26 protein-coding genes are annotated in these 22,515 nt (G+C 69.5%); 21 read left to right on the forward strand and 5 right to left on the reverse strand.

Features of this window, described 5'->3' with window-relative positions:
* Positions 1 to 179 precede the first annotated feature (179 nt).
* The 13 genes from fliF (at position 180) to ACFOY6_RS11515 (ending at position 12,355) form a co-directional block, all read left to right on the forward strand.
* A complete protein-coding gene (gene fliF / locus ACFOY6_RS11455) occupies positions 180 to 1,775 on the forward strand; it encodes a flagellar basal-body MS-ring/collar protein FliF (RefSeq protein ID WP_379650798.1) in 1,596 nt (531 codons plus the stop codon).
* Entirely contained in the window at positions 1,772 to 2,440 is a 669-nt protein-coding gene (locus tag ACFOY6_RS11460) for a FliH/SctL family protein (protein ID WP_379640571.1), read from the forward strand. Before fliF ends, ACFOY6_RS11460 begins: the two co-directional genes overlap by 4 nt.
* Positions 2,437 to 2,718: a FliM/FliN family flagellar motor switch protein gene (locus ACFOY6_RS11465; RefSeq protein ID WP_379640457.1), complete on the forward strand. Its 282-nt coding sequence runs from the start codon at positions 2,437 to 2,439 to the stop codon at positions 2,716 to 2,718. The genes ACFOY6_RS11460 and ACFOY6_RS11465 overlap by 4 nt, the downstream gene beginning before the upstream one ends.
* A gap of 27 nt (positions 2,719 to 2,745) precedes the next feature.
* Positions 2,746 to 3,558 carry a flagellar type III secretion system pore protein FliP gene (gene fliP, locus ACFOY6_RS11470; RefSeq protein WP_379650800.1) on the forward strand — a complete coding sequence of 271 codons (813 nt, stop codon included), beginning with the start codon at positions 2,746 to 2,748 and terminating at the stop codon, positions 3,556 to 3,558.
* Positions 3,555 to 3,848: a hypothetical protein gene (locus ACFOY6_RS11475; protein ID WP_379650802.1), complete on the forward strand. Its 294-nt coding sequence runs from the start codon at positions 3,555 to 3,557 to the stop codon at positions 3,846 to 3,848. The genes fliP and ACFOY6_RS11475 overlap by 4 nt, the downstream gene beginning before the upstream one ends.
* A complete protein-coding gene (locus ACFOY6_RS11480; RefSeq protein ID WP_379640453.1) occupies positions 3,845 to 4,876 on the forward strand; it encodes a flagellar motor switch protein FliG in 1,032 nt (343 codons plus the stop codon). Before ACFOY6_RS11475 ends, ACFOY6_RS11480 begins: the two co-directional genes overlap by 4 nt.
* A gap of 25 nt (positions 4,877 to 4,901) precedes the next feature.
* On the forward strand, positions 4,902 to 5,615 hold the full coding sequence (locus ACFOY6_RS11485; protein WP_379650805.1) for a hypothetical protein: 714 nt from the start codon (positions 4,902 to 4,904) through the stop codon (positions 5,613 to 5,615).
* Positions 5,616 to 5,674: 59 nt separating this feature from the next.
* Positions 5,675 to 6,589 carry a flagellar motor protein MotB gene (locus tag ACFOY6_RS11490; protein WP_379650807.1) on the forward strand — a complete coding sequence of 305 codons (915 nt, stop codon included), beginning with the start codon at positions 5,675 to 5,677 and terminating at the stop codon, positions 6,587 to 6,589.
* A gap of 111 nt (positions 6,590 to 6,700) precedes the next feature.
* A complete protein-coding gene (locus ACFOY6_RS11495; RefSeq protein ID WP_379650809.1) occupies positions 6,701 to 8,221 on the forward strand; it encodes a flagellar hook protein FlgE in 1,521 nt (506 codons plus the stop codon).
* 87 nt (positions 8,222 to 8,308) lie between these two features.
* Positions 8,309 to 9,754: a flagellar hook-associated protein FlgK gene (flgK, locus tag ACFOY6_RS11500; protein ID WP_379650811.1), complete on the forward strand. Its 1,446-nt coding sequence runs from the start codon at positions 8,309 to 8,311 to the stop codon at positions 9,752 to 9,754.
* 20 nt (positions 9,755 to 9,774) lie between these two features.
* Positions 9,775 to 10,851, forward strand: coding sequence for a flagellin N-terminal helical domain-containing protein (locus ACFOY6_RS11505; RefSeq protein WP_379650813.1), 1,077 nt, complete (start codon positions 9,775 to 9,777; stop codon positions 10,849 to 10,851).
* Between the two features lie 34 nt (positions 10,852 to 10,885).
* On the forward strand, positions 10,886 to 11,230 hold the full coding sequence (locus ACFOY6_RS11510) for a polysaccharide deacetylase (RefSeq protein ID WP_379650818.1): 345 nt from the start codon (positions 10,886 to 10,888) through the stop codon (positions 11,228 to 11,230).
* A 12-nt stretch (positions 11,231 to 11,242) separates the two neighbouring features.
* On the forward strand, positions 11,243 to 12,355 hold the full coding sequence (locus ACFOY6_RS11515; RefSeq protein ID WP_379650820.1) for a flagellar basal body P-ring protein FlgI: 1,113 nt from the start codon (positions 11,243 to 11,245) through the stop codon (positions 12,353 to 12,355).
* A gap of 48 nt (positions 12,356 to 12,403) precedes the next feature.
* Here the strand turns inward: ACFOY6_RS11515 and ACFOY6_RS11520 are convergent, their stop codons facing one another.
* Positions 12,404 to 12,742: a hypothetical protein gene (locus ACFOY6_RS11520; RefSeq protein WP_379640561.1), complete on the reverse strand. Its 339-nt coding sequence runs from the start codon at positions 12,740 to 12,742 to the stop codon at positions 12,404 to 12,406.
* Between the two features lie 122 nt (positions 12,743 to 12,864).
* The gene (locus tag ACFOY6_RS11525) at positions 12,865 to 13,167 is read right to left on the reverse strand and encodes a hypothetical protein (protein WP_379650822.1); all 303 of its coding nucleotides are present in this window, start codon (positions 13,165 to 13,167) and stop codon (positions 12,865 to 12,867) included.
* A 296-nt stretch (positions 13,168 to 13,463) separates the two neighbouring features.
* Between ACFOY6_RS11525 and ACFOY6_RS11530 the strand changes: the two genes are divergently transcribed.
* Positions 13,464 to 14,129: a hypothetical protein gene (locus tag ACFOY6_RS11530; protein WP_379650824.1), complete on the forward strand. Its 666-nt coding sequence runs from the start codon at positions 13,464 to 13,466 to the stop codon at positions 14,127 to 14,129.
* Positions 14,130 to 14,154: 25 nt separating this feature from the next.
* Here ACFOY6_RS11530 and ACFOY6_RS11535 read toward each other — a convergent pair whose 3' ends face one another.
* On the reverse strand, positions 14,155 to 14,988 hold the full coding sequence (locus ACFOY6_RS11535; RefSeq protein ID WP_379650826.1) for a S1 family peptidase: 834 nt from the start codon (positions 14,986 to 14,988) through the stop codon (positions 14,155 to 14,157).
* A 79-nt stretch (positions 14,989 to 15,067) separates the two neighbouring features.
* Between ACFOY6_RS11535 and ACFOY6_RS11540 the strand changes: the two genes are divergently transcribed.
* Complete coding sequence (locus tag ACFOY6_RS11540; RefSeq protein ID WP_379640558.1) at positions 15,068 to 15,472, forward strand: hypothetical protein; 405 nt, start codon at positions 15,068 to 15,070, stop codon at positions 15,470 to 15,472.
* Positions 15,473 to 15,492: 20 nt separating this feature from the next.
* Here the strand turns inward: ACFOY6_RS11540 and ACFOY6_RS11545 are convergent, their stop codons facing one another.
* A complete protein-coding gene (locus ACFOY6_RS11545; RefSeq protein ID WP_379640557.1) occupies positions 15,493 to 17,235 on the reverse strand; it encodes a hypothetical protein in 1,743 nt (580 codons plus the stop codon).
* A 395-nt stretch (positions 17,236 to 17,630) separates the two neighbouring features.
* Between ACFOY6_RS11545 and ACFOY6_RS11550 the strand changes: the two genes are divergently transcribed.
* From ACFOY6_RS11550 to ACFOY6_RS11560, 3 genes are all read left to right on the forward strand, one after another.
* Positions 17,631 to 17,939, forward strand: coding sequence for a methionyl-tRNA synthetase (locus ACFOY6_RS11550; protein WP_379650828.1), 309 nt, complete (start codon positions 17,631 to 17,633; stop codon positions 17,937 to 17,939).
* Positions 17,940 to 18,269: 330 nt separating this feature from the next.
* Positions 18,270 to 19,184, forward strand: a complete 915-nt coding sequence (locus ACFOY6_RS11555) for a hypothetical protein (protein ID WP_379650830.1) — start codon at positions 18,270 to 18,272, stop codon at positions 19,182 to 19,184.
* A 130-nt stretch (positions 19,185 to 19,314) separates the two neighbouring features.
* Complete coding sequence (locus tag ACFOY6_RS11560) at positions 19,315 to 20,121, forward strand: bactofilin family protein (protein WP_379650832.1); 807 nt, start codon at positions 19,315 to 19,317, stop codon at positions 20,119 to 20,121.
* Between the two features lie 45 nt (positions 20,122 to 20,166).
* Here ACFOY6_RS11560 and ACFOY6_RS11565 read toward each other — a convergent pair whose 3' ends face one another.
* The gene (locus ACFOY6_RS11565) at positions 20,167 to 20,610 is read right to left on the reverse strand and encodes a hypothetical protein (protein ID WP_379640553.1); all 444 of its coding nucleotides are present in this window, start codon (positions 20,608 to 20,610) and stop codon (positions 20,167 to 20,169) included.
* 183 nt (positions 20,611 to 20,793) lie between these two features.
* Here ACFOY6_RS11565 and ACFOY6_RS11570 point away from each other — a divergent pair, with 183 nt between their 5' ends.
* From ACFOY6_RS11570 to ACFOY6_RS11580, 3 genes are all read left to right on the forward strand, one after another.
* Positions 20,794 to 21,072 carry a rod-binding protein gene (locus ACFOY6_RS11570; RefSeq protein WP_379650834.1) on the forward strand — a complete coding sequence of 93 codons (279 nt, stop codon included), beginning with the start codon at positions 20,794 to 20,796 and terminating at the stop codon, positions 21,070 to 21,072.
* On the forward strand, positions 21,069 to 21,440 hold the full coding sequence (locus ACFOY6_RS11575; RefSeq protein ID WP_379640551.1) for a hypothetical protein: 372 nt from the start codon (positions 21,069 to 21,071) through the stop codon (positions 21,438 to 21,440). Before ACFOY6_RS11570 ends, ACFOY6_RS11575 begins: the two co-directional genes overlap by 4 nt.
* 38 nt (positions 21,441 to 21,478) lie before the next feature.
* On the forward strand, positions 21,479 to 22,515 hold a 1,037-nt coding region (locus ACFOY6_RS11580; RefSeq protein ID WP_379650836.1), incomplete at its 3' end, for a tetratricopeptide repeat protein.

The raw sequence follows: 22,515 nt of genomic DNA on the forward strand, positions 1-22,515 counted from the left end.
GCGATTTTTCGCGCGACAAGCGGAGTGGTGGCAGATATAAACCGACGTGTTCTCGCATGCCATGCTAAAAACGCTGGTGGCAGCATGGCGGGGAGAGGAGGCAGGGTCCTGGCGGCGTGATGGAGCCGAAGCCTTCGGCGCCGACGCATCTGCAGCGAGCATGGGGCGATAGAAGGTCGATGCAGCAAGTAAAGACCCTTGGACCTGGTCTGGATCTGGGGGGGCTGGGCACGAGCCTGGGCCGGCTTGGTCCTGCGAAAATCGGCGCCTTGCTGGCAGTGGCCTTGGCGGCTGTGCTGGCTGTCGTGCTGGTGGCCCGCTCTGCCGGGGCGCCGAACGGCCTGCTCTATGCGGGGCTCGAGGCGGCCGAGGCGGGACGGATCGCGGCACGGCTGGAGGAGCTGAAGGTTCCCGTCGAGGTGCGGCCCGACGGCTCCATCTTCGTGCCGTCCGACCAGGTGCCGCGGCTGCGCATGCAGCTGGCGGCCGACGGCCTGCCGCGCCAGGGCGGCGCCGGCTACGAACTGCTCGACCAGGCCAGCCCGATGCAGATGACCTCCTTCATGCAGCGCATCCAACGGCTGCGCGCGCTGGAGGGAGAGCTGGCCCGAACCATCGTCACCATGCAGGGCGTGCGCGCCGCGCGGGTGCACATCGTGCTGCCGGAGCGGGAGAGCTTTTCGCGCGATGCGCCGCCGCCCACCGCTTCCGTCACCGTCACCACCAACGGCAACCAGCGGCTGGGCGCAGCGCAGGCCGCGGCCATCCGGCTGCTGGTGGCCGGCGCCGTGCCGCGGCTGCGGCAGGAGGATGTCTCGGTGGTCGATCCCACCGGCGTGGTGCTGGCGGCCGATGGCGGCATGGGCGCCATCGCGGGGCGGATCGGCGAGATCCGCGCCGGGCATGAGATGGCCCTGCGGAAGGCGGTGCTGGACCTGCTGGAGCCGCTCGTCGGCCGGGGCAGGGTGCGCGCCGTGGCCTCCGTCGAGATCGAGGGCGCCCGGGTCGTCGCGCGCCAGGAGACCTTCGACCCGTTGGGCCAGGTGGAGCGCGGCCGCCAGAGCCAGAACGAGCAGGAGAGCAGCGAGGACGGCCGCGGCCAAGCGCCGGTGACGGTCGGCCAGAACCTGCCGAACCAGCAGGTGAACCAGGCCGCCAACCGCAGCGCCTCCACCAGCCAGCGGACCAACGAGACGGTCAATTTCGAGATTTCCTCCAAGGTGGAGGAGACGGTGCGCGAGCCGGGCGCGGTGCGCCGCGTCAGTGTCGCCGTCGTGGTCGATGGCATCATGGATGCCGAGGGCAACGCGCAGCCGCGCCCGAAGGAGGAGCTGGAGCGGCTGGCCGCGCTGGTGCGCTCGGCCGTCGGCTACGACCAGCAGCGTGGCGACCTGGTCACGGTCGATACGCTGCGCTTCCTGCCGGATGAGGGGCTTGGCACCCTGGCTGCGGCCGACGCCGGCGGCATCACCCTGAACGGAGCGCAGCTGGCGCTGCTCGGCGGCGGTGTGCTGCTGGCGGGTGGCGCGGGCCTGCTGCTGTATCGCCGGCGGCGCCGGCGGATCGCGGCGGCTGCGGCGGCTGCGGCGGCAGCCGCGGCAGCGGCGGCGGAGGCGGCGGCGGTCGAGACGATGGACGATGCCATCGCCACGGTCGGCCAGGACATCCAGATCCGCCTCTCCTCGCTGAATGCGCTGAACGAGATCATCGACCAGCGGCCGGATGAGGCGCTGGCGGTGGTGCGGAGCTGGATCGAGGAGGGCACGCCGGCATGATCGTGCGCCCCTTCCAGCCGCCCCCGCTGCGGGTGCTGATCGCCGACGAGGATGGCAGCACCGCCGCGCGCCTGGCGGCCGAGGAGCGCATCCGCCTCCAGGCGCTCGAGCTTGGCCGGCAGCGCGGCTTTGAGGAGGGCATGGCGCGGGGCCGCAGCGAGGGCGAGGCGGCCAGCCGCGCCCTGGCGGAGCAGGCCATGCAGGCCGCCCTGGCCACGCGCGGCCAGCAGGGTGCCGTCGCCGCATCCGAGGCGCTGCAGGCTCTGCTGAAGCGCCGGGCAGAGGACCGCCGGCAACTGGATGCCGAGCTGCGCGCCGCGCTCGTGGCGGCGCTGGAGGCAGTCTTTCCCGTGCTGCTGGCGCATGCCGCGGGCGGCGAGGTCGCCGCCCTGCTGGCGCAGGCGCTGACCGAGCGCGGCACCGACACCATCACCCTGCAGGCCCACCCCGATACGCTGTCGGCCGCGGAGCAGGACGGCTTTCCTGCCGGGCCGCTGCCAGACCGCATCCGCCTGCTGCCCGACCCGACGATGCCCCCGGGCCAAGCCGAGGCCAGATGGACCAATGGGGGCCTCCTCTACGATCCGGCGGCGCTGATGGCGCGGGTGCTGGCCATTCTGGGCGACACGCCGGCGGATGACACGCCACAGGAGAAGCAGCAGTGAGCGAGAGCGCCCCCAACGAGAACCCGTTCCTCGCCGAGCGCAAGCCCCGCATCATGGACATTCCGGTGAATGTGCAGGTGGTGCTCGGCAACAAGCGCCTGCCGATGGCCGCGCTGTTCAACCTCAGCCGCGGCTCGGTCATCGAGTTCGACAAGAAGGTCGGTGAGCCGATCGACCTGATGGCCAATGAGCGGCTGATCGCCCGCGGCGAGATCCAGATCACCGATGATGGCCGGCTGTCGATCTCCATCACCGAGATCGTCTCCTCGTCCAGCTGACCCCGACCTTTCCCGAGAGCGCGCAGAATGCCGCTTCCTCTCTCCCGGCTGGCGCCGACACTCTGGTGGGGCGGGCTGTGCCTCATGCTGCTCCTGATGCTGGCCTCGCCGGCGCTGGGGCAGAGCGTCTCGCTCAACCTTGGCCCCTCAGGCGGGCAGATGGCCGCCAGCGGCGGCCAGAGCCTGACCACCAACGTGGTGGCGCTGATCGTCGCCACCACGCTGCTGGCCATGGCGCCGGGGCTTCTGGTGGTCGCCACCTCCTTCACCCGCATCGTCGTCGTGCTCTCCATGCTGCGCACGGCGCTCGGCCTGCAGCAGTCGCCGCCGAATACCGTCATCGTCAGTCTGGCGATGTTTCTCTCCGCCTTCGTCATGGCGCCCGTGCTGGAGCGCGCTTGGAACGACGCGGCGCGGCCGCTGATCGAGGGCGCCATCACCGAGGAGCAGGCGGCCGAGCGGGCCATCTTGCCCTTCCGGGGCTTTATGGAGGCCAATGTGCGGGAGCGCGACCTGGCGCTGTTCATCGACATCGCCAAATGGACGCCGCCGCAGGGGGAGGCCGCCACGCTCAGCCGCGCCGAGCGGGCCGCGGTGCCGCTGCACATCCTGGCCGCCGCCTTCGTCATCTCGGAGCTGAACAAGGCCTTCCAGATCGGCTTCCTGCTGTTCCTGCCCTTCCTGGCGATCGACATCGCCATCAGCTCGGTGCTGATGGGCATGGGCATGATGATGCTGCCGCCCGTGGTGGTCAGCCTGCCTTTCAAGCTGATCTTCTTCGTGCTGGTGGATGGCTGGACGCTGGTGGCGGGCGCCCTGGCACGGAGCTTCACCACATGAGCGGCGCTGTGCCGCGCCGCCTCCGGCGCCGCCGCGCCCTGGCCTCCGCGCTGCGCCGCGCCGCGGCGCAGGAGGGCGAGGCGGCACCGGGGGTGGCAGCCCTGGCAGCGCGGGTACAGGCCATTGCCGACAGCCAGGGCGTGATCCTGCCGCCTGAAGCCGATCTGCCGGAGCGCCTGGCCCGGCTGGAACGCGGCGCGAGCCTGCCGCCCGAGCTGGCACCGGTTCTGGCCGCCCTGCTGCTGCCCCTCTTCCGCCTGCGCCCCGACCCGCGGAGCACCGACCGATGAAAGCCCCCGAAGCACGCCGCGCCGTGCGCCCTGTCGAGACCAAGTCCGACCCGCTTGCCGATGTGGCGGTCCTGTTCATGGCCCTCGACGAGAACCGGATACAGACCCTGTTCGACAGGCTGGAGGAGCATGAGATCCGCCGCGTCAGCCGGGCCATGGCCAATCTCGGCAAGGTGGATATCGACCAGGTGGAGCGGGTCATCACCCGCTTCCGCCACGAGGTGGGGCGCACCGGCACCGTGATCGGCACCGCGGAGACGACGGAGCGCCTGCTGCGCCGCATGCTGCCCAATGACAAGGTCAGCGAGATCATGGACGAGATCCGTGGTCCCGAGGGCAAGACCATGTGGGAGAAGCTGGCCAACATCTCGCCCGAGGTGCTGGCCACCTACCTGCGCACCGAGCTGGCGCAGACCTCGGCGGTGATCCTGGCCAAGCTGCCCGCCCAGCACGCGGCACGCGTGCTGACCCTGCTGCCCAAGACCTCGGTGGACGAGATCGTGCTGCGCATGGTGCGGATGGACAGCATCCAGAAGGGCGTGCTGCAGGACATCGAGCAGACGCTGCAGAAGGAGTTCATCACCAATCTCAGCCGCAGCTACGAGCGCGACAGCTCGCAGATCGTGGCCGAGATCATGAACCGCGCCGACAAGGGGCTGGTCGAGCACCTGATGCGCCAGATCGAGGCGCGCGAGCCGATCGCGGCCAGCCGCATCAAGCGCATCATGTTCACCTTCGACGACCTGATCCGCGTCGACCGCAGCACCTTCGCCACGCTGGTGGCCGAGTGCCCGGCCGACAAGCTGCAGATCGCCCTCACCGCCGCCAGCCCCGAGCTGCGCGAGCTGTTCCTGGGCAGCATGTCCGAGCGCGCCGCCACCATGATGCGCGACGAGATCGAGAACATGCCCGCCCAGCGCCGCAAGACCGTGGAGGATGCCCAGGGCGATCTCATCACCATCGCCAAGCGGCTGGCCGATGAAGGGCGGATCTTCATCCTGGACGAGGACGAGGTGGGCGAGAACTGAGGCGGGAGGGAGGGCAAGGGACCGCATGACATCGCGCGAGGACAGGCTGGGGCCAGTGCTGCCCGTCTCCGCCCTTGCCGAGCGCGAGGCTGGCGCCGGCTACGCCGCGGCGGCGCGGGCGCTCAGCGCCGTTCCGCCGCTTGGCCGCGCCCTGGCGGAGGCCGATCCGCCAGGGCATCCGCGCCTGCGGGCCGAGGCCTTCCTGGAGGCTGGGGCGGCACCGCTCCTGCCCGGCGGCACCGCGGGGCTGACCCTGCCATTGGCCCTGGCGCTGCTGCGGCCGGAGCCCGGACGATGGCTGGGAGCGGAATGCCTGGAAGCGCTCGCCGCCGCATTGGGGCTGACGGCCGCGGAGACGCGCGCGCTGCTGGACGCCCCCCCGCAGCCGCCCGCCCTGCTGGGTGAGGCGGCACTGTGGAGTGGCCGCAATGTGCCGCTGCTCAGCCCTGCAGGCGGGCTGCTCTGGATGGCGGTGTTCTGGCGGCCCGACCGTTTGGGACGGACCCTGCGGCCGGACCGGAATGCCCTGGCCGTGCGCTTCGCGCTCCCTGCCACGGGCAAGGTCGAATGGCGTGCCAGGCTGGAGGAGGACCGGCTGGACGCCGTGATGGAAACCGAATACCCGCTTTCGCGAAATTTCCTGGCGGATTTGCAGGACGCCTTCCTGGCTGTGCTGGATGCGCTGCGTCTGCAAGGCAGCCTGACGGTGCGGCACACGGATCAGGAGCGCGGGACTTGAAATGCGAAAAACGATCAATGTAAAGATGATCTCCGCCAAGGAACAGGCCACCCCGCCGCATGAGCGCCGATGACCACCTGAAACGCCCGATCATCATCAAGCGGCACCATGGCGACCATGATGAGGAGCATGGCGGCCAGTGGAAGATCGCCTACGCCGACTTCGTCACGGCGATGATGGCCTTCTTCCTGGTGATGTGGCTGCTCTCCAGCACCTCTGAATCGCAGCGCGAGGGCATCGCGCAGTTCTTCAGCGCCTCCAGCATCCTCGACCTGCCCTCCGGCAATGGCGCGCTGGATGGTGGCCGCTCGGTCCTCGTGGCGGGCGATGACCGCCAGGATTCCCTGACTCGCACCGAAGATGGCGGAATGCCCCAGCAGAATGAGGCGAGCGAGGCGGTTATCAGCGCCAGCCAGGATACCGAAAGCGTACCGATGCGCGACCCGATCGAGCGCCAGCGCTTCGAGGCGATGAAGGCCGAGCTGGAGCGCCAGATGCAGAGCGAGGCGATGCGCGAGCTGGCCCAGAACATCCAGCTGGAGCTGACGCCCGAGGGATTGCGGCTGCAGATCTTCGACCGTGACGGCGCACCGATGTTCCTGCCCGGCGCCACGGAGCCGACCCCGCGCCTGTCACGCATCTTGGAGGTGGTGGGCGGCGTGCTGGCCACCGTGCCGAACGAGGTGGTGGTGGCCGGCCATACCGATGCGCAGGCATTCTCGCGCGGGCAGTACGGCAATTGGGAGCTGTCCACCGACCGCGCCAACAGCGCGCGGCGTGCGCTGGAGCGCACGGGCGTCACGCCGGACCGCATGTTCCGCGTCGAGGGCAAGGCTGCGGTCGAGCCGCTGGTGCGGGAAGCGCCGAACGATCCGAGGAACCGCCGCATCGCCGTGACGGTGCTGCGCTCTGATGTGGTGGCCGAGGCCCGCGCGGCCGCGGCGCGCCGCAACACTCCCGAGCCATGGCGGTGAAACCGCGCGGCTCCTCCGGCCTGCCGGCAGAAGCCGGCGCCGGTCCCGACCCTATCCGGCCGGCTCGTGCCGGCCATTCCCCGTGCCACGCTGCTTTGTGAGGGACCGCCGATGACGGCCATCAATGCCCTGCGTACCAGCACCTCGGGCCTGAACGCACAGGCCACCAAGCTTGCCGGTATCTCCAACAACATCGCCAACAGCTCGACCGTCGGCTACAAGCGGGTCGATACGCAGTTCGAGAGCCTGGTGCTGGAAGGCTCCAGCAACGGCTCCTATGCCATGGCCGGAACCGCCGCCAAGAACCGCGTCGAGATCAGCAAGGTCGGTCAGGTGCAATCCACCGGCGTGGACACCGACATCGCGGTGAACGGCAACGGCTTCCTGGTGGTGAACGAGGAGGCGGGCAGTGGCGGCAAGTACCTGGCCACCCGCGCCGGCTCCTTCCGCCCCGATGCGCTGGGCAACCTGGTGAACTCGGCCGGCTACTATCTGCAGGGCGTCAAGCTCGGTGCCGATGGCGAGCCGCTCGGCACGCTGGGCGACAACAATGTCGACAGCCTCTCGACCGTCAACGTCAACAACATCAGCGTGGCCTCGGCGCCCACCACCGAGATGCGGGTGTGGATGAACCTGCCGAAGGACGAGACGGGCTTCTCCAACCCGCCGCCAGCCGCCAACGCCTTCGTCAGCAGCATCGACTATTACGACGCGACGGGCGGCACGCAGACCCTGACCTACCGCTACACTCCTGTCCTTCCCGAGCAGGATGGCGCTTCCGATACCAGCACGTGGACGCTGGAGATCTTCGACAGCGCCTCGGGCGATCTGGCCTCGACCGACATCTATGACACCACAAAGCGGATCGCCGCGGTCGGCCTGCAGTTCTGGAGCAATGGCGACAATGCCGGTACCCTGGCCGCGGTGTGGGACCAGACGGCGCAGGCCGCGGGCACCGCGCAGGTCGCTGCGGGCTTCACCGTTCCGGTCGGCTCCTCCCCGCTGCTGACCGGCGTTCCCAACCCTGCCACCTATGGCGCGACGGCAGCCACTCCCGCGACGGATTACGGCACGCCCGACAATCTCGCCGCCGCCAATGTGCTTGGCACCTACGACTCCGAGAAGGGAGTCCTCACCGTCAGGGTGGGCGTGCAGGGCGGCTTCGCGGGCACCGATCTGCCGATCACCATCGGCACCTTCAGCAGCTTCGAGGGCATGACGCAGCTCACGGGCAGCTACCTGCCCACCAAGATCGAGAAGAACGGCTCGGCCTTTGGTCTCCTGGAGCGTGTGTCCGTGGCCGACAATGGCGAGGTCATCGCCACCTTCTCCAACGGCAAGTCGCGCCCGATCTACGCGCTGAAGCTGGCCGTCTTCCCGAATGCGAACGGGCTGAACCCGGTGCGCGGCGATGCTTTCGAGATGTCGCTCGATGCCGGTGCGGTGCGCCTGCTCGATCCCGGCACGGGGGCGTCCGGCACCACCTCCGGCGGGGCGCTGGAATCCTCCAATGTCGATATCGGCACGGAGCTGACCAACCTGATCGAGACGCAGCGCGCCTACAGCTCCAACGCCTCGGTGGTGCGCACGGCCGACCAGATGATGGAAGAGGCGGCCAACCTGAAGCGGTAACGCCGCCGATGGGGCGGGCGGGCCCGGCCCGGGCCCTTCCGCACCTCTGGCCGCCGGGCCCGCCACGCATCAACTGGAGGCCGAAGCATGTCCATCCAAGCCGCCCTGTCCAACGCGCTCTCCTCGCTGGCCGCCGAGCAGCGCCAGTCCTCGATCCTGGCGAACAACATCGCCAACGCCAACACCTCCGGCTATGTGCGGCGCGAGATGCCGCGCAGCGAGCGGCTGGTGGCCGGTGTCGGCGCCGGCGTGACGGCGGGCACCACCCAGCGCATGGGCGATGCCGCTCTCGCCGCCGCCTCACGCGTCGCGGATGGCCTTGAAGGCTACGCCAAGCGGATGAAGGAGGCGCTCGAGACCTACAACAGCACGGTCGGCCAGCCTTCCGACGACCGCTCGCTCTCCTCCAAGCTCGGCGCTTTCGAGGAGGCGCTGACCACCCTCTCCTCCGCGCCGGACAATGCGGTGGCCCAGAGCCAGGTGCTGGCCGCCGCGCAGGACTTGGTGGAGGCGTTCCACACCATGGACAGCGCCATCGCCGAGGCCCGGGTCCGGGCGGATCTGTCCGTGGCGCGGGATGTCGAGGCGGTGAACACCGCGCTCGACGACCTCGCCGAGGTGGACCGGCAGATGGCGGTGGCCAGCGCGCGTGGCGTCTCCACCGCCGAGGCCGAGGACCGGCGCGACACCCTGCTGGCCGAGATCTCGAGCCGCCTGCCGGTGCGCATCTACGACAACGGCCCCGGCCATCTGTTGCTGATGACCGATGGCGGCACGACGATCTATGACAGCACCGTCGTCCACCGCCTGACCTTCACCCACACCCCGACCATCCCGGCGGAATCGCGCCACCCCGCAAGCCTCTCCGCGGTCGAGGTGGACGGGCAGGCGCTGCGCATGTCCGACAGCGGCAGCATCGCCGCCTCGTTGCAGATACGCGACGTCACCCTGCCGCGCTTCACCGACATGATCGACCAGGTGGCGGGGCGGCTGATGCAGTCCTTTCAGGAGGCCGACACCACGCTCACCGGCCAGCAGGCGGGTTTGTTCGTCGAGCAAGGGGCGGCCACCTGGGACCCGGCGGCCTCTTTCCTCGGCCTCTCCCGCAAGATCGCGATCAACCCGGCGGCCGATCCGGAGCAGGGCGGCGCGCTGTGGAAGCTGCGGGTGGGCATGCAGGCGGCGACGGATGATCGCGCGGCCGATAACAGCTTCATTCTGCGCGCGCTGGACGAGATGGAGCAGTCCCGCGCCTATGACAGCAATTCGGGCCTGCCCGCCTCCATGAGCTTGTCGCAGGCCGCATCGCAGAGCGTCGGCCTGATGCAGAGCGAGCGCGCCATCTGGTCGGACCGGGCCGATGCGCGCGGCCGGCTGGCGCTGCAGGCGCGCGAGGATCTGGCCAACAAAACCGCTGTGAACATCGATGAGGAGCTGCAGCGCCTTCTGGTGGTGCAGCAGACCTATGCGGCCTCGGTGCAGGTCATCCAGACCGCCGCCCGCATGCTCGAACAGCTTGAACAGATCCGCTGAGGCTGAGGGAAGACGCCATCATGTATGACCGTGTCGCGCCTGCCGGCATCTCCGTCGGGCGCCAGGCCAGCCTCCGCAACCTGCAGGCCGAGCTGGCGAAGCTGACGGCCGAGATGTCCTCCGGCCGCAAGGCCGACCCCGCACGGGAGCTCGGGGTGGGCGCCTCGCTGCTCTACAAGCTGTATGACGACATCCAGCAGGGAGAGTCGATCCAGAACGCCACCAGCCTCGCGGGCGAGCGGCTGAAGGCCGCGCAGGCCGCGCTCACCTCGGTGGGCGACCTGATGGACCAGATGAGCCCCGAGATCCTCAAGGTCGATGCGCTGAAGGGCAATGGCTACACCATCATCGCCAGCAATGCGCGCGAGATGCTGGGCAGCATGACTGATTTGCTGAATACCTATTGGGATGGGCAGAACCTGTTCGGCGGCACGGACAGCGCCCAGCCGCCTCTGGCGGAAGCCTCCGACCTGCTGGATTGGGCGGAGGCCAGGAAGGACCTCGCCGTTGCCTCCGGGCCGCTGAGCGCAGCGGGTGCCGCCAGCCTGATCACCACCTTCGACACCATGTTCGCCAATGTGCAGCGGGCGGCGGATGGAAGCTCCTTCTACGGGCTGGTCTACCAGTCCACCAGCCGCACGGATTTGGGCGGCAGCACCGACCCGGAATCCGACGAGCCGTCCCGCATCCGCATTGGTGCGGGCGAAACCCTCACCTACAATGTACGGGCCGACAATCCGGCCTTCCGGGATGCGTTCAAGGCCCTGTCGCTGCTCTCGCTGCTGGACGCGCCTTCCTCCGAGATGACGGAGGAGGCCAGGACGGCGCTGCTGGACGAGGCGGGCGACCTGATGCGTGGCGTGCGTACGCAACTGACCGTGCTCGCCGGCGTGCTGGGCAGCAAGCAGGAGCGGCTCAGCAACGTCGCCGAGATCCAGGAGCGCGCAATCGCTGCCGCGACCGCGCAGATCAACGATCTGGAAGGCGTCGACTATTACACCGTCTCTGACCGGATCGGCACGCTGCAGATCCAGCTGCAGGCGACCTACTCGATCACCGCCAAGCTCGCGGAGCTGAGCTTCGTGAACTATCTCTAAGACGCCTGTCGCGTCCTCTGACGGAGAACCGGACATGCAGCCTTCTGGCCTTTCCCTGGCCGTCCCCTTCGTTCCGCTGGCGCTGGAGGAGGAGGATGTCGCCACCTATGCCGGCATCGCCGAGGGCCTTGGCTGCTCGGTGGAACGCTGCGCCGAGGGCTTCATGCTGGCCACGCCCACGGGGCGGGAGGCGGCGGTCCGGTTGTGGCAGGCCATCATGATGCTGCGCACGGTCCAGGACGGCCGCGCCAGGCAACATGCCCTCTACCGGCTGAAGGCGGAGGAGGCGCTGGGCAACCTGCGCGCCCTGCTCGGCCTCGACCCCGCTGGCCTGCCGCTGGAGGCGCTGGTCGCCGCCGGCCTGCGCTACCCGAACTGAAGGAACGGGCCCATGTCGCCGCTATGGCGCCTCGCGCTTCTGCTGCTGCCGTTGGGGCTGGCCCTGGCGGCGCCGGCGCAGGCGCAGGTGCGGCTGAAGGATGTCGTCACTATCGAAGGGGTACGTGGCAACCAGCTGCTGGGCTACGGGCTGGTCATCGGGCTGCAGGGCACGGGCGACCAGCTGCGCAACACCCCCTTCACCCAGCAGAGCCTCGCGGCGATGCTGGAGCGCATGGGCATCAACGTGGCCGATGCCCGGGTGCAGACCCGCAATGCCGCCGCGGTCATCGTCACCGCCACCCTGCCGCCCTTCGCGCGGCAAGGCACGCCGATCGACGTGCAGGTCTCCTCGCTTGGCGATTCCAAGAGTCTCAATGGCGGCACGCTGGTCGTCACGCCGCTGATGGGCGCGGATGGCGAGGTCTATGCCGTGGCGCAGGGCCCGGTGGTGGTGGGCGGCTTCCAGGCCGCCGGGCAGGCGCAGAGCATCAGTAGCGGCGTCACCACCCAGGGACGTGTGCCAGGCGGCGGGCTGGTGGAGCGGGAGGTGCCGGTGGAATTGCGCAACCTCGAAAGCGTCCGCCTGGCGCTGCGCGCGCCGGACTTCACCACCGCCGTGCGCATTGAGGAGGCGCTGAACAGCCGCTTCGGCGCCGGGAGTGCCGCGGCGCTCGACCTCGGCACGGTGGAGCTGCGCGTGCCGCCCGGCTACCGGGACCGGCTGCCACTGCTCGTCGCGCAGATGGAGGCACTGCAGATCCGGCCCGAGACGCCGGCCCGTGTGGTGGTGGACGAGCGCACCGGCACCATCGTGGTGGGCGCGCAGGTGCGGATCGACCCGGTGGCCATCACCCATGGCAATTTGGTCATCCGCGTGACGGAAAGCTCTGTCGTCAGCCAGCCCGGCCCCTTCTCCAATGGGGAGACGGTGGTGGTGCCGCGCACGCAGGTGGAGGTGGACGACCAGCGGGGCCGCCGGCTGGCTACCCTGCCCCGTGCCACGACCCTCAAGGATCTGGTGGATGGCCTGAACGCGCTGGGGCTGGCGCCGAGGGATCTGATCTCCGTCCTGATGGCCCTCAAGGCCAGCGGCGCCCTGCATGCCGAGTTGCAGTTCATCTGAAGCCTGCCCGCGTCAAGGCGGGCAGCAGCGCCTTGACGCAGGCCGCGCCTAGCAATGGCCTGCAGGACTTTTCCAGGCGGGGTGGGCCAGCTCTCCCAGATGCGCATCAAGACCGGCCGCGCGCAGGGCCGCCACGCTGGCCCAGCCGCCCGGCCGGTCGATGGCCACGGCATGCAACGCCAGCCCGGCATGGCTCTCATCCTCCGGCCAGCCGCCTTCCCAGACCTCGACATGCCAGCGCGCCAGCGCCTCGGACGGAAAGGTGGCCACGGCGTCGCGGCCGGCCGCGTTCAGCTTCGACCAATATGAGAGGTGCGGCGTGCGCCCGACATAGAGGCCCAGCACTTCGTGCACCACCACGAAGCCCCTGCCGAAACCCGTATCCATGTTTGCCCATGTCCTTGCCCGCGCCGGCACCGCGCTTCCTGCGGCAGATCAGGGCGCCCTGGCGGCATTAGAAGCACAGGCGGGGGGTTGTGAAACAGCGGCAGTGTCTCAAATTTTAGATATCACTCGCTCCGTCCGCCGAAGCCATTCCGGCTCCAGCCATCGCTGAACAGGCTGCCGGAAGCCGCCAGCGTCGATGCCTGGACGGGCTGAGCTCCTTGCGGCACGGCCGAGGCCGTGGCGGCGGACAAAGCCTCGCGGGTCCGCCCGGCAGGGGCTGTCTCCTGCCTCTCCGTCAGATGCGTGGCCCCCCGCTCAGGCATGCCGAGAGGGTCGAAGGCGCGGACATCGAAGGTCCCGACATGCAGCCCACTTGTATCGAGCGCCGGCACCTGGCGCGGCTGCGCCATGGCGGGTGCCGTCATGGCCAGTGTCGCTGCCAGAAAAATCGCCTGCCCTGCGGCCCTCATATCGATCCAACTCCTGTGCTGCGCATCTCGGATGCCGGCCCTTGTCGTGCATTCCGGCTCTGGAACGCGCCGCTCGTCATCTCGTTGAGAAAGTTCACGACGGCTTGTCGCTTTTGGCTCTTCCGGAGAAAGGCTCAGCAGTTTGTTAACCGCGGTGCCGCAATATGCCGCCAACGACAATCGGTGAGAGCGGACCAGACGAACTGCACCCTGCCTTGGCAGGCGGCTTCCTCTGGAAAATGGAGGTTCCCATGGCATTCGGACTGACCCTTTTGCTGAATGCCGCGAACCAGGCTCTGGACCAGCTCTGGCTGCACCGGATCAGCCGCGATGTCGGGCTGCTGCTCGCCGATTATCCCGATCCGGGATTGGACTCGCCGCTCGAGGGCCCGGCATCACCCGAGATCCGGCAATTGCGTGAGCATCTGCTGCGGATCGGCGCGCAGATGCGGGCCATCGGCCTCTCCGGCGTCGCTCGCGCCATCCTGGAGGCGCCCCTGCCGGAAGGCCGCCGCCTGGTGCTGCTCGCCCTGGCGGGAAGCGCTCCCTGGCAGGCCGTGCCGGATGGCAGCGGGGAAAACTGGCGCCCGGCCGGCGATGGGGCCACCTACCGGCTGGCCTGCCGCGCCGGCGGGAATGCGGCGCATGCCCCCCATGCCATGCGGGAGCGGGAGCAGATCCTGTGGCTGCTGCCCACCGCCGGCACGGTGGTCCAGCCTGAGCCGCTGTGCCGCCGGCAGGGCGGCACCGGTTGCCTCTCGCTCGACGTGGCGCTGTGGGAGGTGCTGATGGCGCTGGAAGCGGAGGGCGAGGCCGCCCTGGTCAGCGCCATCCATGCGTTGCAACCCGGCGGTGCCCTGGCCGCCCCGGCCGCGCTGGCCCGGCCGGCCCGCAAGCAGGCCTCCGCCGCGGCCTGAGCTAACCGGCCGGGCCGCGCCGTCCTCAGCAGGAGATGCGCCGCACGGCCTGCGCGGCCCGCGCTCGGACGGCCGCCCAATCCGGTGCCGCCATGCCGGCCGGCGTGCGCAGCAGCGGCGCCACGCCCGCCCGCGCCAGCAGGTCCCGCAGGTCCGAGAGCGGCACGGCGGCGGTGGAGCCGCGGCCCCCCGCATAGACCACCCCCACCACATTGCCAGCAGCATCCACCACGGGCCCACCCGAGCTGCCGCCGCCCGTCGCCACGTCGATCTCCAGCCGCCAGCGCAGCCGGTCCGCCCGGTCGGTGCCGAAATACCGCACCCCATCCTCCCAGCGCGCCTCGACCTCCTGGCCCTGCCGGTCGGTCATGACGAAGCTGACGGCGCGGCCACCTTCGGGGTCGTGCACCGTGAGGGCGGCGCGGCGGATGCGGCCCGGCGTCGCCTCCAATTGCCCCGGCCGCAGCGTGAGGGCGGGGTAGCCCAGCGCCATCACCGGCATGTCGCGCGGCAGGCGCTGCGCCGTCGAGAGCGGCAGGAAAGCCTCGTTGGAGGGCGGCCCCGAGAGCAGGCTGAGATCGGTGGTGCTTTCCTCCGCCAGCACCCGCCAGGGGCCGGCCAGCCCGGCCACGCGCACCGGCCGGCCCTCGGCACGGCAGCGCAGCACCACATGGGCGTTGGTGACCAGCAGCCCCGGCCCCACCAGGAAGGCAGAGCCTGTCACGGCTTCGCCCGAGGGCTCGGGGGTCGGAAAGGCGGGGCTCGCGGCGCTGCCATTGCCCGCCAGCCCGGAGGCCATCGCCACCCCCAGCGCCGCCAGGATTCCCAGCGCCACCGGCTTCCAGCTTTTCATCGCCATCTCGACCGTATGCGAAAAACGGATATACACTAGAGGACTGCGTCAGGCGGGCCAAGGGTTTGCGGAAATGCGCGGTGCGATGAATGGAATTCCCCTGTTGCTGCGCCTGGCGCGGCAGGAGGCGGATGGCCGGCGCGTCGCCCTGGCGGAAGCCGAGCGGGCGCGGGAGGCAGTGGCGCGGCAACGCGCAGCGCTCGATGCGCAGCGCGCGGCCGAGGACCAGATGGCGCAGGGCGACCCCCTGGCGATGGCGAGCTGGGCCGCCTGGAACAGCGCTGCCCGCCGGCAGGAAGCGCGGCTGGACCGCAGCATGGCGGAGCGGCTGGCGGCCGAGGAAGCCATCCGCGATGCGCTGCGCGAGGATTTTGCCACCATCAAGCGGCTGGAGATCACGCTGGAGCAGAAGCAGCGGGCCGCCCTTCGCATGGCGGCCCGCAAGGCGGAGCAGCGGCTGGAGGATACGGAGCTGCAGCGGCGCCGCTGAAAGGCGGTGCCGGCGGCGCCTCAGCCCTGGCCGTTCAGCCGCTCCAGGTCGGGCTTCTCGCGGAAGCGCGCCCAGCTGCTCAGGATCTCGCGCAGCTGCTCCTCCTGGCTGGTGCGCTCCCGCCGCAGCACCTGCATGCGCTTGCGCAGCTCCAGGATCAGGTGGCCGCGCGGCAGGTCGGCGCCCGTCTCGAAGCGCTCGAGGAAGACGCGCCCCAGCTCCGGGTCGTCGCGCTCGATGCAGTAGGCAGCATAGGCCAGCACCGAGCCACGGCCGAACTCGATCATCTTGCGGCCGAAGGTGCGCATCTCCAGCAGGCGCGGGTGCTGCTCGACGATGCGCATCACCTCGGCGGGCGTGGGCTTGGCGTTGCGCGTGCCGGCCGGCTTCAGCTCGCGCTTCCACAGCAGCACGGCGGCGGCGGCAATCAGCGGCTTGTCGCCGAAGCTGTCAAAGGCGGCGCCGAGCTGCGGGCCCTTCTTGGCGTGGATGTCGTAGGTGGCGTAGGCCTCCTCCGGTAGGCCGCGCATCACCGGCACCTCGATCGCCTCGCCCGCTTGCAGCACGGCGGAGAGCCGGTGCTGGCCGTTCAGCAGCCGGCCGCTGCGGCTGAAGCAGATGGGCTGCGCGTTCATCATCCAGTTGCCTGCGCGGATGTCGCGGGCAATGGCATCGACATGCGCCGCGACGATCTTGCGGTTGCGCGTGTTGTGGGCGAGGTACTCCTCCGCCATCTGCGGCGAGATGGTCTCGATCGCCAGTGGATAGACGTTCTCCTCCTGCGACAGGCGCTCGACCGCGGCGCGCAGGCTGCGCGCCGTCTCCTCCGTGTCGTTGCCATGGCCGGGGTCGTTCAGCCCCTCATAGCCATCGAGGCGCGGGAAGTCCTCGCCCTTGGTCGGGTTGGCGGTGCGGTCGATCCAGGTGTAGCTGCGCGCGTGCTGGCCGCTGAAGGTGGCGTTCAGCGCCTTGATGCAGAGGGCGTAGAGCATCACCGGCTTCAGGCGGGTGGCCGGGTCGCCGCGCGTCATGTCGATCAGGTCGCGGATGCGCGCGCCGGGCTCCATCGGCGAGTACTTCTCGGGCCAGGCGATCGCGTCGAGGAAGCGCCGCGTCGCCGCCTTGTCGACACGGAAGCCCATGAACAGCAGCGGCGTGCGCACCGCCTCGGAGAGGATGGTGGCCTCGCTCTCCAGCGACATCTTCACCGCCTGCTCGAGATCGGGGTTGCCGCGCAGCACGCGGTCCATGCGCGACCAGGAGGCGGTACCGGCACCGCGCAGCATCTTGTTGTCATCATAGCGGATCAGCTTGACGAGGGCCGATTGCAGGGCGTGGGCGTGCGGCACGCCGCGCGCTTCCAGAACGCCGGCGAAGGAGCGGCGGCGCTGCTGGTCGATGGTGTGCAGCACATCGTCCGGGATGTTCTGCGCCAGCACGGTCAGGAAGGGCACGCCCGCCTTGATGCAGGCGCGCAGCCGCTGCACCCCGTCCAGCAGCACCCCTGTGCGGGAGAGGATGATGGGCATGCCGTTGAGGATCCAGCGCCCCTCGCGCATGGCTTCGGCATAGGCATGGATGGCGGCGGGGTTCTCGCTCGCGCTGGGCCGCCGACGGTGCAGCAACTCCGTGGCGCCTTCCGGCGTGATGAGCTCGATGGAGAAGGCTGCGTTGTCGGGGCTCTGGCCCTGGACCTGCACGATCCGCCCGCCCTGCGCCGCTGCCTTCGCCAGCTTTCGCGCTGTTCCGCCTGCCCGTGCCATCCTGCCTCTTCTCCCTCGCCTCGCCTCATCCACCGGAGTCGGCTTGCCGCTTGGCTCCGTATCCGCTGCCGCGTTTAGACTTTTTTCGCTATTTAATCCATACGCAAAAATATGCGGGCCACCCTTTCCCGTCTCATCACTTCGCATGATGATGCTGCCTTTGCCGACGGTTTCCGGTAGGGTTCCTGAAGCTATTATACAGAAACGACTTACCATTTTCTCGAATGTCGAAATGGTGGCAGTCATTGGGGCATGCTAGAAATGCTGCGCATGCCCTGTCCTGCCATGGCTTGGCGTCGGCAGATCGGGTCCGCGAAAACGGAGGGAAGTATATCGCGAAGCGATATTCCCCTCTGGATGATCTTATGTCTTCCCAGGAAGGAGAATCCCTCCCGATGACCGGATCCGCCCCCTTCTTCGTCAACCATACCATCCGGCTCAGTCGCTCCGAGGTGCTGGAAGCCTTGCGCGGCGCGGCGCTGGCCCGTGCTCGCGAGACCCTGCGGCTGGTGGAACCCGCGCCCCGAGGCGTGGAAATGGAAACCCGCCTGCTCTCCGGTGCCATGGTCGAGATCGATGGCGCCGCCGTGGTGATCGAGGCACGTCTGCCAGAGGACCTGGTGGCGCTGCTACGCACGGCCGGCGCTGCCACGCCGCTGCCCAGCAAGCTGGAGGGCCTGGCCGAGACGCTGGTGCCGGCCTGACGGCCGGCAGAACTTTCCGCCGCAGCATGGCCCGGGCCTGACCCGAACAAGCGCGGTCCATATCGGTTGAGCCTGGGCAGCAGAGGATGATGCCAGCCAGGGCCATTCGGAGAGGGCCGTCCTGGGCGCCCCGCCTTTGTCGGGGCGTCCGGGCGGCAGGCCCGGCGATGTCGTGCGAGAGCGTCCACAGCTTTGCGAAATACTACGAACGATAGAGCCACGCCACGCTCTGTGTGGCTCCGTCGTGTTTTCTTGCGCCGCCGCGATTACGCCCCTTGCCTTGGCGGCGGTGTCCGAAGTTCTCTGATCACGGAATCGGGAGTTGGGGCTATGGTGACGCGCGTTCGTCCTGGGCAGAACGGAACCTGGCAGGTGACGGTCGGCCAGGGCAGCGCTGCCTTCCGGCGTGATGCCCTGGCCGACCGCGCGGCTGCCGAAGATTGGGCAGCGCAGGCTACCCAGGCGGCGCGGCTGTCCATGGTCCGCATCGGCAGCAAACGCTTCCTGGGCACTGCCGCGGAAGCCCTACGGCGTTGGGCGATTGACCAGGGCACCCTGCCCCGCAGTGAGGGCGGCACCCAGATCGCGCCCCTGCTGCGCCTGGGCCCCTTACTGGAAGACCCGGCCTGCACTTGGCCGCTGAGCGTCCTGAACGTGGCGGAACTGGCGGCGCTGCGCGCGCGCCGGTTGGCGGCATTGGGCGAGACGGCGCCCATGCTGGCCGAGCAGGCTGCGCTGTCCGCGGCGCTGGAGGCCTTCCGGGAATTCTACCTGCCGGCGCTGGATGATCCCTTCGCCGAAGTGGGGCCGGATGGTCTCTGCATTCTGGACGAAGCCAGCTGCGCCCAGGCCGTCGCCTGGGCCTCGCAGATGGACGAGACTCTGGGACTGGTGGTGGGGCTGATGCTGACCACCGCCGCGCCGGCCGCCGAGCTGCTCGCCTGCTGCCAGGCGCAGGCCGACCATCTGAGCGGCCGGCTGCGGCTGCCCAATGGCATGGTGCTGACACCCCCGCGCGGCCTGATGCCACCGCCCTGCGGCACGGCGGAGGCCCCCCTGCTGCCAGGGCTGCAAGGCCTGGAGAATCTGGCCGATGCGGTCCGGGAGATCGGCCGGCGGCTGGACCGTCCTGGCTTGGCCCTCGATGCGTTACGACTGACCGCCCTCGCCAGTGCGCTCTGCCAAGGTCAGCACCTGGACGAGGTGCTCAGCCTGGCCGGGGCGCGGCCGCCGGTGCTGAGCTGAAGAATTCGCTGGGCTGGGGGATTCATCGCCATCCGTTGCGAAAAACATTTGAAGCAGTGATGCGAAAATCGTAGAAGCGGTCAGCATGGTACGGCGAGGCCGTGCCGGGCCTCCTAGAACGGGACTGGACATGAGCTTCTTCGGCAAGCCCAGCGGCGGAGAGCCGCGCATCACCTATGAGCGGATCGACCTTTCCTCGGCCGGTACCCCCCTGTCCGAAGGCAGTATCGCATCCGGCAGTGCCCGCGGCGTGCCGGAGCGCCTGGAGCCGAAGATGGACCGATCCAAACCAACCCCCCCCATCGGCTCGCCCGCCGGCGTGATGCTGGTGGCCGCCGATAGCGAGGTGGAGGGTCGCCTGCGGAGCCGTGGCGTCGTCCGCGTCGAAGGCGTGCTGCGCGGCAACCTGCATGCGCCGGTGCTGCTGATCGAAGCGGGCGGTCTGATGGAGGGCAGCGTCACGGCCGAGCGGGTACGCGTCTGCGGCGCTCTGCGTGGCACGGTGACGGCGCGGGAGATCGAGATCGTCCGCACCGCCATGATCGACGCTGAGTTGAGTTACGAGGAAATCAGCATCGAGCGCGGCGCCCGGGTCAGCGGTGTGCACAAGCAGCGCGACCCCGAGCCTGCGCCGCCGGCTCCTGCCTCTGTGGCGGCCCAGCCGCCATCTCAGCAGCCCCTCCAGCAGGCAGAGGCATCGCCTGAGACCGCCCCGCCCAAGGCCGGCGGCACGGTGGTCCTCGCCACGGCCGCCGCCAGCACGGCGGCGTTGGTCGCCGAGGCGGAGGCTGCGCTGCATTCCCTGGCGCAGGCCACCCAGGCCGCGGCCGAGGCGGTCGCGGACCTGGCGGATGAGGGCGTGACCGATCTGGTGAAGCTGGAGGCCGAACTCCGCGCCACGCCACAGACCATGCTGGTTGGCAAGCCTGCTCCCTGAGGCGATGGCCGCCGCGCCCTTGTGGCGCCGGCGGCCATCCTGCCTTCAGCGATACAGCGGGGTTAGGCCTGGATAGGGAATTTCGGCCAGCCCTTTCTCGCGCAGCACGCGGTTGGCCGCGCGCGTCACTTCCTTCGGTCCCGCCTGGAAACCATCCAGCACGTAATAGCCGTTGCGCAGCGGCCGCACCCGGTTGCCCAGCAGGCAGCAGGCATACTGCATCGGGGTCATCTCATCCTCCACCTCCTGGAAGGCAGAGATGAAAGGCGAGATCTCCCGCCCCTTCTGAGCGCGGCTCAGCACCCTTTTGGCGCGACGCTGCGCATACCAGGGTTCAATGCCGAAGGCGCGCGCCAGGCTTCCCACTTCCTCGCCGGCCAGCAGGCGCCGGTCGAATTCCCCACGCAACTCCACCGCCAAGGCGCGCCGGCGGATCTGATGGCGCCGCTTCGGCTCATCCGGCAGGAGCCGGTCTTCCTCCTCGCCCACGGCGACGGTTCCTCTCTGCCGCGTCTCGCGCGGTTCGGGTTAGCTCCTTCTGGAGATCAAGGAGCCGTCCCTTCTAGAGGCAGGATGTGAGCCCTTTTTATGCGAAAATTTCCTGATGGGCTACTAACGTGGCGACGACGGTGTCCGTCAGGACCATCCGTGGAGCAGGAGGCTCGTTCGCACATGGATCTTGTTGCCCGGCCGCCCCTTGGTGGCCCGGATGCGGTGCCGCTGCGCCGCCTCGCCCAGAACCTGGAAGGCAGCTTCGCCGCGGAACTGCTGCGCGCCGCACGGCCCACTGCGAAGGAGGGACTGGCCGGACGCGGCACCGGAGCCCAGGCCTTCGACAGCTTCATGGATGAGGCCCTGGGCCAGGCGCTGGTTCGCCAGGGCGGGCTGGGCCTGGGCGACGCCATCATGCGGGAGATCGGCCGTCGCTCGGCGCCGAAGGCGGGCCAGTGAGCCTGCTTCTGCGCGCTGCCCAGCGGTTGCGGGGCGTGCTGGAGCGGGAGGCGGCCGCGGCGCGGCATGTGGCGCTGCCGGAACTGCACGGCCTGATCGAGGAGAAGCGCCTTGCCTTGTCCGAACTCGCCGCGGCCGGTGTGCCAGAGACGGCGGAAGAGCGGGCGGCGCTGTCGGCGATGATGCATGCGGCGGAGGAAAACGCGCTGGTGCTCGGCTCCGTGGTGGGCGCGCTGGAAACCATCCAGCAGAGACTGCGCCACGATCTCTCGGAGTCCGCCAACCCGGCCGTCTATGCCCCGGCCGATGGCTCGCGTCGCAAGCCCCTGCGCCACACCCTGGCCGCCAGCATCGACCGGACGGCCTGAGGCGTATGGGTCGCTCCATTCCTGGCTTGGCCGGGGGCGTGCAGATTGAGGCGCGTCGCCGGCTGCATGAGGCTGTGCGCCTGCACCAGGCCGGTGCACTGGCGCAGGCCGAGCCGCTTTATCGAGCCTTGCTGCGGCAGGATCCGGACCATGCAGATGCGCAGAATCTGCTCGGCCTGCTGCTGCACCAGCAGGGCAGGCGGGAGCAGGCAATTATTGCGCTGCAACGCGCAGCGAAGCTGCGACCCAGGGTGGCGGAGTATCAGCGCAACCTGGGCATGGTGCTGCGTGCCGCGGGACGGTTGGATGAGGCAGTGGCCTCCTGCCGCCTGGCGGCAACCCTGCAGCCGAGCGGCGCCGAGAATCACTTCAGCCTGGGCAACACCCTTGTCGAGGCCGGGGAGCATGCCGCCGCCGCCGGGGCTTTTCGCGCCACCTTGGCGGTACAGCCCAGCTTCCTGCCAGCCCGTCTCAACCTGGCGCACAGTCTCCTGCTGCTGAAGCAGCCGGCCGAGGCCGAGGCGCTGCTGCGGGCCGCGCTGCTGGAGGCGCCGGGAAACGGAATCGCGCTCTACAATCTGGCGCTGGCGCTCCAGGCGCAGCAGCGCTGGCCGGAGGCCGATCAGGCTTTCCAGGCCGCCGCGCAGGCGGGGCAGGACAGTGCCGCGCTGTTCCTCAACCGGGGCCTGGTGCTGCAGGAGATGGAGCGCTGGGAGGAGGCGCTGCCGGCCTTTCGGGAGGCGCTGTCACGCCAGCCGGAATCGGCCGAGGCCTGGTTCGGCCTGGGTCTCTGCCTGCAATCGGCCGGCAGCGACACGGGGCAGCTCGCAATGGCCGGGCAAGCCTTTGGGCAAGCCATTGCGCTGCGCCCTGATTATTGCGACGCCTTCTATAACCTCGCCCATGTCCGGAAACGGCTGGGCGACCTGGAAGGCAGCCATGAAGCTCTCGGTCATGCTCTGGCGCTGCGGCCGGACGATCGTATTCATCCGGCGAGGGCCGCGGGTCAAACTGCAGGTTTGCGCTTGACGGGTGGCTTGCGCGCCCATGCCTTGGCCAGGGCTGCGACGGCTTT

Origin of the sequence: Teichococcus aestuarii (assembly GCF_042651065.1) — a bacterium.
GTDB lineage: Bacteria > Pseudomonadota > Alphaproteobacteria > Acetobacterales > Acetobacteraceae > Pseudoroseomonas > Pseudoroseomonas aestuarii.

Coding starts and splice junctions, on each gene's coding strand:
- fliF (WP_379650798.1), top strand. CDS start 180: ATGCAGCAAGTAAAGACCCTTGGACCTGGTCTGGATCTGGGGGGGCTG.
- ACFOY6_RS11460 (WP_379640571.1), top strand. CDS start 1,772: ATGATCGTGCGCCCCTTCCAGCCGCCCCCGCTGCGGGTGCTGATCGCC.
- fliP (WP_379650800.1), top strand. CDS start 2,746: ATGCCGCTTCCTCTCTCCCGGCTGGCGCCGACACTCTGGTGGGGCGGG.
- ACFOY6_RS11475 (WP_379650802.1), top strand. CDS start 3,555: ATGAGCGGCGCTGTGCCGCGCCGCCTCCGGCGCCGCCGCGCCCTGGCC.
- ACFOY6_RS11480 (WP_379640453.1), top strand. CDS start 3,845: ATGAAAGCCCCCGAAGCACGCCGCGCCGTGCGCCCTGTCGAGACCAAG.
- ACFOY6_RS11485 (WP_379650805.1), top strand. CDS start 4,902: ATGACATCGCGCGAGGACAGGCTGGGGCCAGTGCTGCCCGTCTCCGCC.
- ACFOY6_RS11490 (WP_379650807.1), top strand. CDS start 5,675: ATGAGCGCCGATGACCACCTGAAACGCCCGATCATCATCAAGCGGCAC.
- ACFOY6_RS11495 (WP_379650809.1), top strand. CDS start 6,701: ATGACGGCCATCAATGCCCTGCGTACCAGCACCTCGGGCCTGAACGCA.
- flgK (WP_379650811.1), top strand. CDS start 8,309: ATGTCCATCCAAGCCGCCCTGTCCAACGCGCTCTCCTCGCTGGCCGCC.
- ACFOY6_RS11505 (WP_379650813.1), top strand. CDS start 9,775: ATGTATGACCGTGTCGCGCCTGCCGGCATCTCCGTCGGGCGCCAGGCC.
- ACFOY6_RS11510 (WP_379650818.1), top strand. CDS start 10,886: ATGCAGCCTTCTGGCCTTTCCCTGGCCGTCCCCTTCGTTCCGCTGGCG.
- ACFOY6_RS11515 (WP_379650820.1), top strand. CDS start 11,243: ATGTCGCCGCTATGGCGCCTCGCGCTTCTGCTGCTGCCGTTGGGGCTG.
- ACFOY6_RS11520 (WP_379640561.1), bottom strand. CDS start 12,742: ATGGATACGGGTTTCGGCAGGGGCTTCGTGGTGGTGCACGAAGTGCTG.
- ACFOY6_RS11525 (WP_379650822.1), bottom strand. CDS start 13,167: ATGACGGCACCCGCCATGGCGCAGCCGCGCCAGGTGCCGGCGCTCGAT.
- ACFOY6_RS11530 (WP_379650824.1), top strand. CDS start 13,464: ATGGCATTCGGACTGACCCTTTTGCTGAATGCCGCGAACCAGGCTCTG.
- ACFOY6_RS11535 (WP_379650826.1), bottom strand. CDS start 14,988: ATGGCGATGAAAAGCTGGAAGCCGGTGGCGCTGGGAATCCTGGCGGCG.
- ACFOY6_RS11540 (WP_379640558.1), top strand. CDS start 15,068: ATGAATGGAATTCCCCTGTTGCTGCGCCTGGCGCGGCAGGAGGCGGAT.
- ACFOY6_RS11545 (WP_379640557.1), bottom strand. CDS start 17,235: ATGGCACGGGCAGGCGGAACAGCGCGAAAGCTGGCGAAGGCAGCGGCG.
- ACFOY6_RS11550 (WP_379650828.1), top strand. CDS start 17,631: ATGACCGGATCCGCCCCCTTCTTCGTCAACCATACCATCCGGCTCAGT.
- ACFOY6_RS11555 (WP_379650830.1), top strand. CDS start 18,270: ATGGTGACGCGCGTTCGTCCTGGGCAGAACGGAACCTGGCAGGTGACG.
- ACFOY6_RS11560 (WP_379650832.1), top strand. CDS start 19,315: ATGAGCTTCTTCGGCAAGCCCAGCGGCGGAGAGCCGCGCATCACCTAT.
- ACFOY6_RS11570 (WP_379650834.1), top strand. CDS start 20,794: ATGGATCTTGTTGCCCGGCCGCCCCTTGGTGGCCCGGATGCGGTGCCG.